This window comes from Amycolatopsis echigonensis, from assembly GCF_014174495.1.
Classification (GTDB): domain Bacteria; phylum Actinomycetota; class Actinomycetes; order Mycobacteriales; family Pseudonocardiaceae; genus Amycolatopsis; species Amycolatopsis echigonensis.
In genome coordinates, this window is the sequence record NZ_JACJHR010000054.1 from 34,643 (window position 1) to 49,242 (window position 14,600).

The window sequence follows — 14,600 nt, forward strand, 5'->3', positions numbered from 1 at the left end:
ATAGCATGGGGTTCGGGACAACAGGAACAGGAGCAACCTGGATGAGCGGGATCACCGAGAACGGCGTCGTCGACGCGGTCGGCAAGGAACTCTTCATCGGCGGCAAGTGGGTCTCCGCGCGCAGCGGGAAGACCTTCGACGTGCAGGACCCCTCCACCGGCGAGGTGCTGTGCCAGGTCGCGGACGCCGGGCCGGAGGACGGTCTCGCGGCGCTCGACGCGGCGTGCGCGGCACAGGCCGACTGGGCCGCCGTCGCCCCTCGGGAGCGCGGCGAGATCCTGCGCCGCGCCTACGACAAGCTCATCGAGCGCCGCGACGAGCTGGCACTGCTGATGACCCTGGAAATGGGCAAGCCGCTGGCCGAGGCCGCCGGGGAAATCACGTACGCCGCCGAGTTCTTCCGGTGGTTCGCCGAGGAGGCCGTGCGGATCGACGGCGGCTACGCGGTGGCTCCGAACGGTTCCGGCCGGTTCCTGATCACGCGCCAGCCGGTCGGTCCGACGCTGCTCATCACGCCGTGGAACTTCCCGATGGCGATGGGCACGCGCAAGATCGGCCCGGCCGTCGCCGCCGGCTGCACGATGGTGATCAAGCCCGCCGCGCAGACGCCGCTCTCGATGCTCGCGCTCACCCAGATCCTCGCCGACGCCGGGCTGCCCGAAGGCGTGCTGAACGTCGTCACCACCAAGGACGCGGGCGGCGTGATGGAGCCCCTGATCCGCGACGGACGCGCCCGCAAGCTGTCCTTCACCGGTTCGACCGCGGTCGGGCGCAAGCTGCTGGAGCAGTGCGCGGAGAAGGTGCTGCGCACGTCGATGGAACTGGGCGGCAACGCGCCGTTCGTCGTGTTCGACGACGCGGACCTGGACGCCGCGGTCGAGGGCGCGATGCAGGCCAAAATGCGCAACATCGGCGAGGCGTGCACCGCGGCCAACCGGTTCTACGTGCAGCGCGGCGTGGCCGAGGAGTTCTCCCGCCGGCTCACCGAGCGGATGCAGGCGCTGCCGATGGGCCGCGGCACGGACGAAGGCGTCGTGGTCGGTCCGCTCATCGACGAGGCCGCGGTGAAGAAGGTGACCGAACTGGTCAAGGACGCCACGGACAAGGGCGCGCGGGTGCTCACCGGCGGCTCGCGGGTCGACGGACCGGGACACTTCTACCCAGCGACGGTGCTCACCGACGTGCCGGTCGACGCCCGGCTGGCCAGCGAGGAAATCTTCGGCCCGGTCGCGCCGATCACGCCGTTCGACACCGAGGACGAGGCGGTCGAGAAGGCCAACGACACCGAATACGGCCTGGTGTCCTACCTGTTCACCAGCGACCTGAAGCGCGCGCTGCGGGTGTCGGAACGCTTGGAGGCCGGGATGATCGGCCTCAACCAGGGCATCGTGTCCAACCCGGCGGCTCCGTTCGGCGGCGTCAAGCAGTCCGGTCTCGGCCGCGAAGGCGGCACGGTCGGCATCGACGAGTTCCTGGAGACCAAGTACATCGCGGTGAACCTGTGACACACCGGATTGCGAGCATCCCGGGCGACGGCATCGGGGTCGACGTCACGATCGAGGCGCGCCGGGTCCTCGACGCGGCCGCGGAGAAGTACGGCTTCTCCTTGGAGTGGACCGAATTCGACTGGAGCTGCGAGCGATACGCGAAGACCGGCGCGATGATGCCGGAGGACGGTGTCGAGCAGCTGTCGGGGTTCGACGGAATCCTGCTCGGCGCGGTCGGTTTCCCCGGCGTCGCCGACCATGTTTCGTTGTGGGGCCTGCTGATCCCGTTGCGGAGGGCGTTCCAGCAGTACGTCAACCTGCGGCCGGTCCGGTTGCTCCCGGGGACCACTTCGGTGCTGGCCGGGCGGAAGGCCGACGAGCTGGAAATGGTGATCGTCCGGGAGAATTCCGAGGGCGAGTACTCGGCGATCGGCGGACGGCACAACGCCGGGCGGCCGGACGAGTTCGTGCTGCAGGAGTCGGTGTTCACGCGGGTCGGGGTGGAACGGATCATCCGGTACGCCTTCGATCTCGCGCGCACGCGGACGAAGCACGTCACGTCGGCGACGAAGTCCAACGGGCTGATCCACTCGATGCCGTACTGGGACGAGATTTTCGCCGAGGTCGCGGCGCGGTACCCGGACGTCCGGGCGGAACAGTGCCATGTGGACGCTCTCGCCGCGCGGATGGTGCAGGCCCCGGACCGGCTCGACGTGGTGGTGGCGTCGAACCTGTTCGGCGACATCCTGAGCGACCTCGCGGCCGCGATCACCGGCGGACTGGGCATGGCCCCGTCGGGAAACATCAACCCATCAGGTGAGTTTCCGTCGATGTTCGAGGCGGTCCACGGGAGTGCTCCGGACATCGCCGGACAGGGCATCGCGAACCCGGTCGCCCAGATCCTCGCCGGGGCGATGCTGCTCGACCACCTCGGGGAAACCGTTGCCGCACAAGCGATCCGCGCCTCGGTCGACGAGGTGCTGACCGCGGGCGAAACGCTCACCCCCGACCTCGGCGGAACCTCTACCACAACCGCGCTCGGCGCCGCGGTGGCCGCTTCGCTCCGCTGATTTTTCGTCGGTGCCGCGCGGTTGACTCTTCCCCGACCCGCCGACGGGTCCCCGAGGGGAGGAGGGCGCCGATGTGCCAGAGGTGCGAGGAACCGGAAAGACCGGAGGAAGAGCGGTACCTGATCGAGGTGCTGGACCAGATCAGGGAGAACGGCTGGTGCGTCCAGGGCGTGCTGGGAACGGGTTCCCGGCCGTCCTGGGCGTACACCGCGGGCCTGACCGCGCAGGGCTTGCCGGAGCTGGTCGTCACCGGATTGCTGCCGCATCACGCGGCGCGGCTGCTCAACGCCGCGGCCGAACAGACGCTGCACACCGGCCCGCCGGTGCCCGGCGAACAGTGGTTGCTGCCCCGGTTGCCGAAGCTGGAGATCGTCCAGCTCAGCGCGCCCGCGGCACACCTGCACATCGCGGTGTGCTGCTATGGCGCGGGAATCGAAGCCAGGCAGCTGGTCTACGCCGACTCCGCGGGCCGGTTCCCGTGGTCGCCGCAGTACAACTCCGGCCGCGGCGGACAGCCCGTGCTGGGGGTGCGGCATGCCTGAGTTTTCCTTGCTGCGCCGGGCTTTTCGGTGCCTTTGGCCGGTAGAGTCTCGTCATGCCCGAACTGCTGGCCCCGACCGTCCGCCTGCACCGTGCCTGGCTGGAAGCACACACCGAATGGGGTCCGGGCTCGCACGAGGACGGCTTCGGCCTCTCCCCGTCGGACGAAGTCGTTTCCCCAACTGGTTTCGCCGCCTGGATCGCCTCTTTGCCGCGGGACCGTGCGGTATACCGCTGGCTAGTCGAGGACGGGCAGGTACTCGGCGGAATCGCCCTGCGCACTGGGCCGGCCGAGTACGTACGATTCGCCGGACATCTCGGCTTCGGCATCCGTCCGTCAGCGCGCGGCCGTGGTCTCGCTTCCTGGGCCCTGATCCAGATACTGGCCGAGGCCCGGCGGCTGGACCTGTCTCGCGTGCTCTTGGTGTGCGCGGAGGAAAACCTGGCGTCCGCCAAGACGATCGAACGCGCGGGCGGCGTGCTGGAGGGACTTCACCAGACCGGCCACGGCCCGGTGCGGCGGTACTGGATCGCGCTGGAACCGTTGCCGAGCTGACCTGTTCAGCTGGCGCGCTCCGTCGCCGCGATCGCCGCGATCGCCGCGCGGAGCGTCCGCCGCGCCTGCGCGATGTCCTCCGCCCGGCGGTCGAGTTCGGTGAGCTGAGTGCGCAGCGCCCCCAGCACTCCCGGGCACGGCCGCAACGAGCCATCCGCTTCGGCGCACGGCAGCATGTGCTTGATCAAGCTGGTCGGCAGTCCCGCCGCCAGCAACGCGCGAATCTGCCGCACCGTCTGCTCGGCGGCCGGGGCGTAGTCGCGGTAGCCGTTGGGCAGCCGGTCCGCGGTCAGCAGCCCGACGCGTTCGTAGTACCGCAGAAGCCGTTCGCTGGTCCCGGTGCGCTCGGCCAGCTGCCCGATCCGCATCGCCCCTCCGCTCAGCTTGACCTTGGCATGGTGTCAACGTTCAACACTGGGCCCGGCGGCCGCATTCCGCGCGCCCAACCTGACCGGGAGCTCGCGTTGATCATCGATGCCCACAGCCACGTCCACGACCCAGTGCACCAGCACCTCGCCCTGCTGGACGAAGCCGGCGTTGACCGCGCCGTACTGTTCGCGACCAGGCCGCATCCCGAACGAGCCACCGATCTGGCTTCGTTCCGCCGGGAAATGAGCGTGCTAGACGCCGCACTGAACGGCCAGTCCGACGACGGCTATGAGTCCGCCTGGCAAGAACTGGAGGCCGCCCTGGCCGCGCACCCCGACCGTTTCCTGGGCTTCCGCTCAGTCCGCCTGGACCTTCCTGCGGACCAGATCGCCACCGAAGTCGACCACGCCGCCCAGGTTTTCCACGGAATCGGCGAGCTGACCCCGCCTCCAGGCGCGGCCGCGCGGATCGAGCCAGTCCTGCGGGCCGCCACCGACCACAATGGACTCCCGGTCGTCGTGCACGGCTCCGCCCCGACGACCGAAGGAGACCTGTCCACCCTGGCCGCACTGGCCCGCGGCTACCCGGCCGTGCCGCTGGTGATCAGCCAACTGGGCGGCGCACACTGGCTCACCGCGATCGACCTGGCCCGCGAAACGCCGAACATCTACCTGGAACTGTCCACAGCCAGCCTCGTCTTCGCGGTCCGGCTGGCCATCGCCGAACTCCCAGACCGCACCATGTTCGGCTCAGACGCCCCTTACGGCGACCCATTCCTGTCCCGCACGACGATCGAACGCGTAACCCCACCCGGAGAACTACGAGCCCGCGTCCTGGGCGGCACGCTGGCGGAGGTGCTGGGGCTGTGAACTTCGCATCCGAGCGCAAGCTGGGCAGAGGAGGCTGATTGCCGAGCCCCACGGCGCGCTCACGAGTCCGGCGTCGCTCGGTGACGCGGGGGTCGACAAGCCACGCGCCTCGCCCGGCAGGCATCGAACCGCCAGCTAGGCCGGAGAATGACTCCAGTGCCCTTGCAGCGCAAACGCGAGTCCGGTGCGGAGGTCGGCGTCGCCGCTCGGCGGGTAGGGGAACCGCCTCACCCAGAAAGCCTGGACGCGTCCTTGACAGGCAGTTCGATCGCCGTGCTCCACACCGAAATCGCCTTACCCGTAAGGAGGCCAGCTTCACCACTCGCCTGCGCTGAGGTCAACCCGCGTCAGTCGGCGAGCGTCGGCGTGCGGCCCGGCCGGGAGACGATCGCGGAGCCCCCGCAGGGGCTGGTGCCCCCGCGCGGCAGCGGCGGTGAAGGAGCCGTCCGCTTCACTCGGCGGTCGTGGCACCCGAGCCGACTACGGTGCTCGATCACCTGCTCGGCATGGGATCGCTAGCCCTGCGGGGGAGGCTGGCGTCGCTGCTCGGTGGCGCGGGGTTGAGGAGCCGTCCGCCTGCTCGGCAGTCGTCGGTGCGCGAATGGGGCCGGGTGGTTGGTTGCCATGCTTGGCATGGCGATTGCAGGCCCGGCGAGGAGGCTGGCGTCGCTGCCCGGGGACGCGGTTGGCGGCGAAGCCCGCGCGCGAGCCGCGTGGGGTGGGTTGGTTGCCGTGCTCGGCGTGGCGATCCCAGTCCTGTGGCGAGGCTGGCGTCGCTGCTCGGTGGCGCGGTGGCTAAGAAGCCGCCGACCTCGCTCGGCAGTCGTCGGTGCGCGATCGGGGATGCTCGGCAAGGCGACTGCGAGTCCGGTGGAGAGACTGGCGTCGCTACTCAGCGCCGCACAGGTAACAGCCGTGCCTCACTCGCCATGCCTCGGCGCGCGGCCCGCCCCATCCTCCACACCGCGACCGCGACTCCCACTCGGAACCTGCCGCGCCACTCGGCGGCTGCGGAAGCCAAGCCGTCACTCCCCAGCCGCGGCCCCGTTTCTCAAGCTCCGCCCCGGAAGCAACCGGCTGATCGCGTCCTCCATGTGCGCGTCCAGCAGGTGCAGCGCAGTCTCCTCGTCACCCGAGCGCAGGGCTTCGATGATCCGCGTGTGCTCCTCCAGCCGGTCCTCCACGCCCTGATACGTGCTCTGCAGCAGCGTCAGGCACATCCGCGTCTCGATCAGCAGCGTCCGGGCCATGCGCACCAGCCGTTTGCTGCCCGACGCGTTGATCAGCGCCTCGTGGAACCGCAGGTCCGCCTCCGACAGGGCGGCCGGGTCGTCGGCGGCGGCTGCCATATCGGCCACGTTCTGTTCCAGTGCCGCGGCCACCGCCTCCCGATCACCGCGGAACGCGCACAGCAGCGCAGCTCTTTCCACGGCCGAGCGGGCGAGGTAAATGTCGAACACGTCCGCCGGTTCGAGGTCGATTACGAACAGGCCTCGGTGGCGTTCGCTGCGCAGCAGGCCTTCGGACACGAGATGCTGCATCGCCTCGCGCAGCGGGCCTCGCGAGACCTGGAAGCGGGCGGCCAGATCGGTTTCGCCGAGCTGCGTGCCGGGCGGCAGCGCGCCGGTCATGATCGCGTCGCGCAGCTGGCGGGCGATCACGGCGGCGGTCGATTCCCGGCTGACCGGCTCTATGTCAGGCAGTGCGACCACGGTCAGCCCCTCGTCCGGAACAACGCGCCCAGCGAACGCACCAGCCGCGTCGTGCCGGTCAGTCGCAGGCCTTCCCACACGGTCACCTGGTTGGCGGTCAGCACCGGCTTGCCGAGCTTCTCCTCGATCGCGGTGATCTCGCCGAGCGTGCGCATCGCGGTGTCGGGCACCAGCACCGCGTCGGCGTCCGGGTGGTCGTGGCTCACCGCCAGATCGACTACTGCCTCGGGCGCGAGCTGGCCTACCTCGGCGGCCGTGTCGATGTCCGCGCTCGACATCGAGAGCACCTCGACGCCTCCCGCGGCGAGGAAGTCCACGAACAGCCGCGCGACGTCGTCGGGGTAGCTCGCGGCCACCGCGACTCGTTTCACGCCAAGGGCTTTCGCTGCGTTCACGAAGGCGAACGACGTGCTCGAAGCCGGCACTCCGGCGACCTTGGCGAGCTGGTCGGCCTGGTTGCGCGCGCCGTCCCAGCCGTACACGAAGCTGCCGGACGTGCAGGCCCACACCACCGCTTCCGGCTGGTGCTTCGCGAGCAGCCGGGCTCCTTCGGCGAGCCGGGCTTCGCTGCCGAGGTCGAGCAGTTCCGGCACGGCGTGCAGGTCGGTGCCGTAGATGTGCGCGACCGGCAGGCCGATGTCGCCGTCAGAGCCGCCGAGAAGCTGTTCCGCGAGCGGGTAGTCGTCCTCGGCCGCGTGGTCGGGGTAGATGAAGCCGATCGTGGTCACGAAACCTCCGGGATGCGCAAATTGTCGACAATATTAGCGGGACGGGTCAAGAGACCTCCCGCAGCCACTGGCCGGGACCCACGATGGGCAGCCGCATCCGGCGCAGGCAGGCCCACATGGTCAGCTGGTTGGCGGTCAGCACGGGTTTGCCGAGCGCCTTCTCCAGCGGTTCGATCAGGTCGAACGTGGGGAGGTTGGTGCAGCTGACGAAGATCGCCTCGGCCTCGCGGTGGTCCGCGGCCAGGATCCGCTCGGCGATGGTGCGGTAGCTGACCTTCCAGATGCCGCCGCCCAGCCCGAGATGGTCGCTGGACACGGTGTCCACGCCGACCTCGGCGAGGAAGTCGTGGAGTTTGCCGGTGAGATCGGCGTCGTACGGCGTGAGCACCGAGACCCGGTGCAGGTCGAGCTGGTGCAGCACCTCGACGAGGGCGCCGGACGTGGTGACCGCGTCCGGCGCGCCCGCTTCGCAGATCGCCTTGGTGAGGGAGCGTTCGTAGTCGATGCCGTTCACGAAACTGCCCGACGTGCACAGGTACGCGACCACCTCGGGCTCCACGTGCAGCACGTCGCGCGTGGCCGTGGCGAGGTGCCGGCTGTCGCTCACCAGCTGGGCCATCTCCATGCTGACCGGGACCGGTTCGTAGGGGGTGCGGGCGAGATGCAGGGACACCTCCATCGGCACCCAGCGCCACAGTTCGCGCTCGAGCGCGAGGTCGAACGGCGCGATCACGCCGATGCCGCGCTGGGCTAGCGGGCCCTCGAACGCGAGAAAGTCCAGATCCAAGGTTCAGCCTCCGGAATACGCCTGTGCAGATGCCCCGTCCGGTGCTCCGGGGGTAGTCCTCGGATTGTTGACAATCATACGAGCCACTTTTACCGTGTCAATCGTGATCGCCCCGGAAACCCCCGTACTGGCAGTGCTCTGCGGGGCAGACCAACCACCGGACATGGCCGCTATCGAAGACGCGGCGGTAGTTCGTTACACCGACGAGCGCGGGCTCGCCGGTGCGCTGTCCGGTGCTGACGCCCTGTTTGTCTACGATTTCCTTTCCGGTGCGGTCCCCGGGGCCTGGCACGCTGCGGACCGGTTGCAGTGGCTGCACATCGCGAGCGCGGGCGTCGACCCGGTGCTGTTCCCGGGGCTGCGCGACAGCGACGTCGTGCTCACGAACTCGCGCGGGGTGTTCGACGACGCCATCGCGGAGTACGTGCTCGGCGTCGTGCTGTCGTTCGCCAAGGACTTCGCGCGCTCGCTCGACCTGCAGCGCGCCGGCACGTGGAAGCACCGCGAGACCGAGCGGATCGCCGGGCGGGAAGCGCTGGTGGTGGGCACCGGGCCGATCGGAAGGGCCATCGCGCGGATGCTGCGCGCGGCCGGGATGCGCGTGTCCGGGGCGGGCCGGCGGGCTCGGGTGGGGGATCCGGATTTCGGCGTCGTGCACGAATCCGCCGAGCTGACGCGGTATCTGCCCGAATTCGACTACGTGGTCGCGGTCGCACCGCTCACCGACCAGACCAAGGGCCTGTTCGACGCCGCCGCGTTCGCCGCGATGAAACCGTCCGCGCGGTTCGTGAACGTGGGCCGCGGCGAACTGGTGGTCACCTCCGATCTGATCGCGGCGCTGAAGGCGGGGGAGATCGCCGGCGCCGCGCTCGACGTCTTCGAAACCGAGCCGCTGCCCGCCGAGAGTCCACTGTGGACCATGCCGGACGTGCTGCTGTCCCCGCACATGTCGGGTGACTTCCACGGCTGGCGGCGGACGCTGGTCGAGGTGTTCGCGGGCAATTTCCGGCGCTGGCTCGCCGGGGAACCGCTGTGGAACGTCGTGGACAAACGGCTCGGCTACGTGCCGTCCGAATCGCAGGGAGGCGCCGGATGGGCGACCGGGAATTGACCGCCAGCGAACTCGTCGCCGCCTACGCCACCGGCGAGCTGTCGCCGGTCGAAGCGACGAAGAACGCCCTGCAGAACATCGAGGACCGCGACGGCGAGGTCAACGCGTACTGCCTCGTCGACGCCGAGCGTGCGCTCGACCAGGCGAAAGCGGCCGAGGCCCGCTGGCGCGACGGGAATCCGATCGGCGCGCTCGACGGCGTCCCGGCCTCGATCAAGGACATCTTCCTCACCCAGGGCTGGCCGACGCTGCGTGGTTCCACGAGCATTCCGGCGGACCAGCCGTGGGACGTCGACAGCCCGGTGATGGCGCGGATGCGTGAAGCGGGCATGGTCGTGCTGGGCAAGACGACCACGCCGGAGATCGCGTGGAAGGGCGTCACCGACAGCGCGCTCTCGGGCATCACGCGCAATCCGGTGAACCCGCGGATGACGGCGGGCGGGTCCAGCGGCGGCAGCGCGGCCGCGGTCGCGGCGGCGATGGGCGAGCTGTCCGTCGGCACCGACGGCGGCGGCTCGATCCGGATTCCCGCGTCGTTCTGCGGAATCGTCGGCATGAAGCCGACGCACGGCCGGGTCCCGCTGTTCCCGGCGAGCCCGTTCGGCCCGCTCGCGCACGCCGGGCCGATGGCGCGCAGCGTGGACGACACGGCGCTCCTGCTGGACGTCCTCGCGCTGCCGGACCACCGCGACCCGACCGGGCTCGAGCCGCCGATCAGCGCGTACCGCGAAGCAGTGCGGCGCGACGTCCGCGGGCTGATCGCCGCCTTCTCGCCGACGCTCGGTTTCGTCGACGTGGACCCGGAAGTCGCGGCGATCGTCTCCTCGGCGGTGCAATCGCTCGCCGACGCCGGACTGCAGGTGGAGCAGGCCGACCCCGGATTCGCCGACCCGAAGCCCGCCTTCGACGTGCTGTGGTCGGCCGGTGCGGCGAAGTCGCTCGAAGCGTTCCCGCCGGGCAGCGAACAGCGAGTCGATCCGGGCCTGCGCCGCGTGTGGGAAAAGGGGCGCACCTATTCCGCGAGCGATTACCTCGATGCCACCGCGGAACGCGCCGCGCTCGGCATCCTGATGGGCGAGTTCCACACCCGCTACGACGTGCTGCTCACGCCGACCGTCCCGATCCCGCCGTTCGAGGCGGGCCACGACGTGCCGCCGGGCAGCGGGATGACCGAATGGCCGGAGTGGACGCCGTTCACCTACCCGTTCAACATGACGCAGCAGCCGGCGATCAGCGTCCCGGCCGGGCGTACCGAAACGGGCCTTCCGGTGGGCCTGCAGATCGTCGGCCCTCGGCATTCGGACGATCTGGTGCTGGCGGTGGCGAAGCTGCTGGAGGAGGTCCGGCCCTGGGCCGCGCCGTAAACCCGGCGGACCTCGGCGCGGTTCCGGCGCGGCCGGCTGTGGCAGGCTGGCACGCATGACCGAGTTCACCGCGCCCATCGACGACCGCTGGTTCGAGGACTACCCCGAGGGAGCGGTATACGAGTTCGGCGACACGACCGTCAGCGAGGCGGAGATCGTCGAGTTCGCGGAGAAGTACGACCCGCAGAGCTTCCACGTCGACCCGGTGGCGGCGAAGGAGGGCCCGTTCGGCGGCCTGGTCGCGAGCGGCTGGCACACCTCCAGCCTGATGATGCGGATGTTCGCCGACCACTACCTGTCATCGGTCGCGAGCCTCGGCAGCCCGGGCGTCGACGAGCTGCGCTGGCCGCGTCCGGTGCGGCCGGGGGACCGGCTGCGGATGCGGGCGACCGTGACCGAAGCGCGGCTGTCGAAGTCGAAGCCCGACCGCGGCCTCGTGCGCACCCGGATGGAACTGTTCAACGGCGACGACGAGCTGGTGTTCAGCGCGAGCGCGGTCAACTTCCTGTCGGTACGGCCGGTGCGGCCTGCCGGGTCGTGAGTTTCCGGACCACGCGACGCTGAACTGCTCCATCGCCAGCCCGGCGACCAGCATCGCGATCAGCACCGGGACCAGCGATGGCCGCCAGTCAGCGCGCCCGCGGTCTGCACCCCGAGCGCCAGGCCCCAGCCAGACCGCCAGAAGAACAGCGATGAGAGTCCACAAAGGACACTCGTGGCGCGGAAACTGCGGTGCCCGCAACCCGGTGGTGAGCACCGTGCCAGGAGAACGTCCGCGGGGCCAGTCCGGAAGACCTCGATCGACCGGCTACACCCGAGTCGCGAATTCCAGCTCGGCGAGTGCCGTGTCCAGGTGCGTCAGGATCCGCTGCAGGTGCGGCACACTGCGCCGGCACCCGGTGACGCCGAAGTCGAGATTGTCTCCGTTGCTGGTCAGCGTGATGTTCAGGGCCTGCCCGTCGAGGAGCACCGACGCCGGGTAGATGCCGTCGAGCGCCGCGCCGTTCCAGTACATCTGCTTGCGCGGTCCGGGGACGTTCGAGATCACCAGGTTGAACGGCGGCCGCGTGTTGCCGACGAAACCGGGGATCGGCGACGCGCCGAGCTGGGCCACGTTGATCCCGGACAGCAGCAGCGTCTGCAACGGCGACAGCTGCGAGAACAGCTTCTTGCCGTTCGACATCGATTCGGAGATCGCGGCCAGCCGCGCCGCCGGGTCGGTCAGATCGGTGGCCAAATTGCACAGCAGCGCGCCGATGTTGTTGCCGGTCGCGTCGCCGGAGTCGCGGCGGCGCAGCGACACCGGGACCATCGCGACCAGCGGCGCGTCCGGCAGCGCGCTCTGTTCGATCAGGTAATCCCGCAGCGCGCCGGAGCACATGGCGAGCACGACGTCGTTGCGGGACACGCCCGCGGCGGTCGCGACCTCGCGCACCCGGTCGAGCGGCCAGGACTGCGCGGCGAACCGGCGCGCGCCGCCGATCGGCACGTTCAGCATCGTCTTCGGCGCCTGCATCGGCAGCGTGAGTCGATGCTCGCGGAACGCCTCGCGCGCCACCTTGGCCGCGGCCGGCGCGATCCCCGCGACCTGCTCGAACGTCTTGCCCACCAGGGCGAACGGCGACGCCGAGGCGCGGCCGTTGCGGTTCGTGGCCGGCTTCTCGCGCGAACCCCACGGCGGCGGGCAGTCCAGGTCGGCCGGGTCGTCCGACAGCGTGCCCTGCAGATGCCGCAGCGCCGAAACGCCGTCCATCAGCGCGTGGTGGATCTTCGAGTACACCGCGAACCGGCCGTCGCGCAGTCCTTCGATGAGGTGCGTTTCCCACAGCGGCCGGTGCCGGTCGAGCAGCGTGCTGTGCCAGCGCGAGGTGAGTTCGAGCAGTTCGCGGATCCGGCCCGGCTGCGGCAGCGCGGAATGCCGGAAGTGGTAGTCGAGTTCGAGATCGGTGTCCCGCGACCAGCGCACGTGCCCGACGGTGTTCACCGGACGGCTCGGCCGCATCCGGAACACACTGCGCATGTTGTCCGATTCCAGCAGCGAGCGGCGCAGGTCGCGGAGATAGTCCTCGCCCGCGCCCTCGGGTTTGCGGAACAGCTGAAGCCCGCCGACGTGCATCGGGTGCTCGCGGGTCTCGACCATCAGGAACATCGAGTCGGTCACCGGCATCAACGGCATTGCGCCACCCCTTTCCGCCGCGCCGGGAACCTCGGCGTCCCCGGCACCCGGAGTGTACGCACGAAAAAGGCGGTGATTCAGATCGCGCGGCCAGGTGGGGGACAACCGGCCCGCGCGGCGATGACAAACCCTGTCCGGTGACGTGTCTGCAGCTGCTTACGCGAGGCGGATACCATCGCGGTCGTGGCAGGACGGACTGGAGCTCAGCAGCTGGGGGACGCGCTCACGGCTCTCGGGACCGAGGTGGTGTTCGGCCTGCCTGGCGTCCACAACCTGCCGCTGTGGGAGGCGTTGGCGGACACCGGGATCCGGCTCGTCAACGTCCGGCACGAACAGACCGCGGGGTACGCCGCCGACGGTTATGCCCGCAGGACGGGAAAACTCGGCGTCGCGCTCGTGACCACCGGCCCCGGCGCGGCGAACACGCTCGGCGCGGTCGGCGAAGCGATGGCGTCCGCGGCTCCGGTGCTCGTGATCGCCACGGACATTCCGTCGACGTTGCGCCGTCCGGGTGTCGTGCGCGGGGTACTGCACGAAACTTCCGACCAGCAGGCGATGTTCGCGCCGGTGACCAAGGCGGGCTTCACCGTGCACCGCGCGGACCAGATCGCCGCGACGCTGCACCGCGCCGCCCGGCTCGCGCTGATGCCGCAAAGCGGCCCGGTGTATTTGGGCATTCCGACCGATTTCCTCCGCGAAACCACGCCGCCGCGCGAACCGCCCGCGCCGCCCGCGGAACGCGTGCTCGACCTGCCGGACCTGCCTCGCGCGGCGGAACTGCTGGCGTCCGCGCGCCGTCCGCTGATCTGGGCGGGCGGCGGTGCGTTGCGCTCCGAAGCGGGGGAAGCGATCGGGAAGCTCGCTGAACGGCTGGCCGCGCCGGTGCTCACCACGTTCGGCGCGCGCGGCCTGCTTCCGCTCGATCATCCTTGCCTGGCCCCGAATCCGGTGCACGCGCCGGAGGTCGGGCAGCTGTGGGACGAGGCCGACGTGGTGCTCGCGATCGGCACCGATTTCGACGGCCTGATGACGCAGAACTGGCTGATGCCCGCGCCGCCGAAGCTGATCGCGGTCAACGTCGACGCGGGCGACGCGGCGAAGAACTACCGGCCGGACGTCACCCTGGTCGGCGACGCCCGCCGCGTCGTCGAATCCCTGCATCCGGAACAGCGGCCCGGCCTGGACGAACTGGCCGCGCGGCTGGCCGGCATCGGCCGCCGGGTGCGCGGGCGCATCCGCGACGAGGAACCGCAGGCCGCCGACTTTCTGTCCACTTTGGAGGAAGTGCTCCCGGCGGACGGGACGATCGTCGCCGACATGTGCGTCGCCGGGTACTGGATCGGCGGCTTCCACCGGATCCGCGCGCCGCGGCGGCTGGCGTATCCGATGGGCTGGGGCACGCTCGGCTATGGCTTCCCGGCGTCGCTCGGCGCGGGCGCGGCGGCCGAGGCTGCTGGTGGCGGGCGCGTCCTGTGCGTGACCGGTGACGGCGGTTTCCTTTACGCAGTAGGGGATTTGGCGACGCTCGCCGAGGAGCAGCTGCCGGTGACGGTCGTGGTTGTGGACGACGGCGGCTACGGCATGCTGCGCTTCGACCAGGACCAGGAGGGCCTGCCGCATCGCGGAGTCGACTGGGACAGCCCGGATTTCGTCGGACTGGCCCGTTCGTTCGGCGTGCACGCGGACCGGGTGTCCGGCTTCGGCCGCGCGTTTCGCCGCCTGCTGAGCGAATTCGTCGAATCGGACGAGCCGAACGTGCTGGTGGTGCGGGCGAAGCTCAAGCCGCCGCTGAACACTTCGCCGCGGTGGTACCGGAAATCGCGCGGCTGAG

At 70.2% G+C, this 14,600-nt stretch carries 14 protein-coding genes; 9 read left to right on the plus strand and 5 right to left on the minus strand.

The genetic code is table 11. From position 1 onward, the window contains the following. Positions 1-41: 41 nt before the first annotated feature. The 4 genes from H5411_RS30580 (at position 42) to H5411_RS30595 (ending at position 3,653) form a co-directional block, all read left to right on the plus strand. Positions 42-1,505 carry an NAD-dependent succinate-semialdehyde dehydrogenase gene (locus H5411_RS30580; protein ID WP_101437899.1) on the plus strand — a complete coding sequence of 488 codons (1,464 nt, stop codon included), beginning with the start codon at positions 42-44 and terminating at the stop codon, positions 1,503-1,505. Then, a complete protein-coding gene (locus tag H5411_RS30585; protein ID WP_183125841.1) occupies positions 1,502-2,557 on the plus strand; it encodes a tartrate dehydrogenase in 1,056 nt (351 codons plus the stop codon). The genes H5411_RS30580 and H5411_RS30585 overlap by 4 nt, the downstream gene beginning before the upstream one ends. Positions 2,558-2,628: 71 nt before the next feature. Next, entirely contained in the window at positions 2,629-3,099 is a 471-nt protein-coding gene (locus tag H5411_RS30590) for a DUF4262 domain-containing protein (protein ID WP_101437901.1), read from the plus strand. Between the two features lie 53 nt (positions 3,100-3,152). Continuing rightward, positions 3,153-3,653, plus strand: coding sequence for a GNAT family N-acetyltransferase (locus H5411_RS30595; RefSeq protein WP_183125842.1), 501 nt, complete (start codon positions 3,153-3,155; stop codon positions 3,651-3,653). Between the two features lie 5 nt (positions 3,654-3,658). Here the strand turns inward: H5411_RS30595 and H5411_RS30600 are convergent, their stop codons facing one another. After that, a complete protein-coding gene (locus tag H5411_RS30600) occupies positions 3,659-4,021 on the minus strand; it encodes a MerR family transcriptional regulator (protein ID WP_183125843.1) in 363 nt (120 codons plus the stop codon). A gap of 96 nt (positions 4,022-4,117) precedes the next feature. On the opposite strand from H5411_RS30600, the gene H5411_RS30605 reads away from it, so the two are divergent. After that, positions 4,118-4,891 (plus strand): amidohydrolase family protein, encoded by a 774-nt coding sequence (locus H5411_RS30605; RefSeq protein WP_183125844.1) that lies wholly within the window; start codon positions 4,118-4,120, stop codon positions 4,889-4,891. A 1,025-nt stretch (positions 4,892-5,916) separates the two neighbouring features. Here the strand turns inward: H5411_RS30605 and H5411_RS30610 are convergent. Genes H5411_RS30610 through H5411_RS30620 form a run of 3 tightly spaced genes read right to left on the minus strand, consistent with a single transcriptional unit; the run spans position 5,917 to position 8,118 of the window. Further along, positions 5,917-6,603 carry a GntR family transcriptional regulator gene (locus tag H5411_RS30610; protein WP_183125845.1) on the minus strand — a complete coding sequence of 229 codons (687 nt, stop codon included), beginning with the start codon at positions 6,601-6,603 and terminating at the stop codon, positions 5,917-5,919. A gap of 2 nt (positions 6,604-6,605) precedes the next feature. Beyond that, positions 6,606-7,331, minus strand: a complete 726-nt coding sequence (locus H5411_RS30615; RefSeq protein WP_101437904.1) for a maleate cis-trans isomerase family protein — start codon at positions 7,329-7,331, stop codon at positions 6,606-6,608. Between the two features lie 46 nt (positions 7,332-7,377). Then, entirely contained in the window at positions 7,378-8,118 is a 741-nt protein-coding gene (locus H5411_RS30620; protein ID WP_101437905.1) for a maleate cis-trans isomerase family protein, read from the minus strand. A 163-nt stretch (positions 8,119-8,281) separates the two neighbouring features. Here H5411_RS30620 and H5411_RS30625 point away from each other — a divergent pair, with 163 nt between their 5' ends. Genes H5411_RS30625 through H5411_RS30635 form a run of 3 tightly spaced genes read left to right on the plus strand, consistent with a single transcriptional unit; the run spans position 8,282 to position 11,134 of the window. After that, complete coding sequence (locus H5411_RS30625; RefSeq protein ID WP_220817721.1) at positions 8,282-9,229, plus strand: D-2-hydroxyacid dehydrogenase; 948 nt, start codon at positions 8,282-8,284, stop codon at positions 9,227-9,229. Then, complete coding sequence (locus H5411_RS30630; RefSeq protein WP_183125846.1) at positions 9,211-10,593, plus strand: amidase; 1,383 nt, start codon at positions 9,211-9,213, stop codon at positions 10,591-10,593. Before H5411_RS30625 ends, H5411_RS30630 begins: the two co-directional genes overlap by 19 nt. Before the next feature lie 55 nt (positions 10,594-10,648). After that, on the plus strand, positions 10,649-11,134 hold the full coding sequence (locus tag H5411_RS30635) for a MaoC family dehydratase (RefSeq protein WP_183125847.1): 486 nt from the start codon (positions 10,649-10,651) through the stop codon (positions 11,132-11,134). Positions 11,135-11,401: 267 nt separating this feature from the next. Here the strand turns inward: H5411_RS30635 and H5411_RS30640 are convergent, their stop codons facing one another. Further along, entirely contained in the window at positions 11,402-12,769 is a 1,368-nt protein-coding gene (locus tag H5411_RS30640; protein WP_183125848.1) for a WS/DGAT/MGAT family O-acyltransferase, read from the minus strand. Positions 12,770-12,952: 183 nt separating this feature from the next. On the opposite strand from H5411_RS30640, the gene H5411_RS30645 reads away from it, so the two are divergent. After that, positions 12,953-14,599 carry a thiamine pyrophosphate-binding protein gene (locus tag H5411_RS30645; RefSeq protein ID WP_183125849.1) on the plus strand — a complete coding sequence of 549 codons (1,647 nt, stop codon included), beginning with the start codon at positions 12,953-12,955 and terminating at the stop codon, positions 14,597-14,599. Position 14,600: the final 1 nt, after the last annotated feature.

Coding starts and splice junctions, on each gene's coding strand:
- H5411_RS30580 (WP_101437899.1), top strand. CDS start 42: ATGAGCGGGATCACCGAGAACGGCGTCGTCGACGCGGTCGGCAAGGAA.
- H5411_RS30590 (WP_101437901.1), top strand. CDS start 2,629: ATGTGCCAGAGGTGCGAGGAACCGGAAAGACCGGAGGAAGAGCGGTAC.
- H5411_RS30595 (WP_183125842.1), top strand. CDS start 3,153: ATGCCCGAACTGCTGGCCCCGACCGTCCGCCTGCACCGTGCCTGGCTG.
- H5411_RS30600 (WP_183125843.1), bottom strand. CDS start 4,021: ATGCGGATCGGGCAGCTGGCCGAGCGCACCGGGACCAGCGAACGGCTT.
- H5411_RS30625 (WP_220817721.1), top strand. CDS start 8,282: ATGGCCGCTATCGAAGACGCGGCGGTAGTTCGTTACACCGACGAGCGC.
- H5411_RS30630 (WP_183125846.1), top strand. CDS start 9,211: ATGGGCGACCGGGAATTGACCGCCAGCGAACTCGTCGCCGCCTACGCC.
- H5411_RS30635 (WP_183125847.1), top strand. CDS start 10,649: ATGACCGAGTTCACCGCGCCCATCGACGACCGCTGGTTCGAGGACTAC.
- H5411_RS30640 (WP_183125848.1), bottom strand. CDS start 12,769: ATGCCGTTGATGCCGGTGACCGACTCGATGTTCCTGATGGTCGAGACC.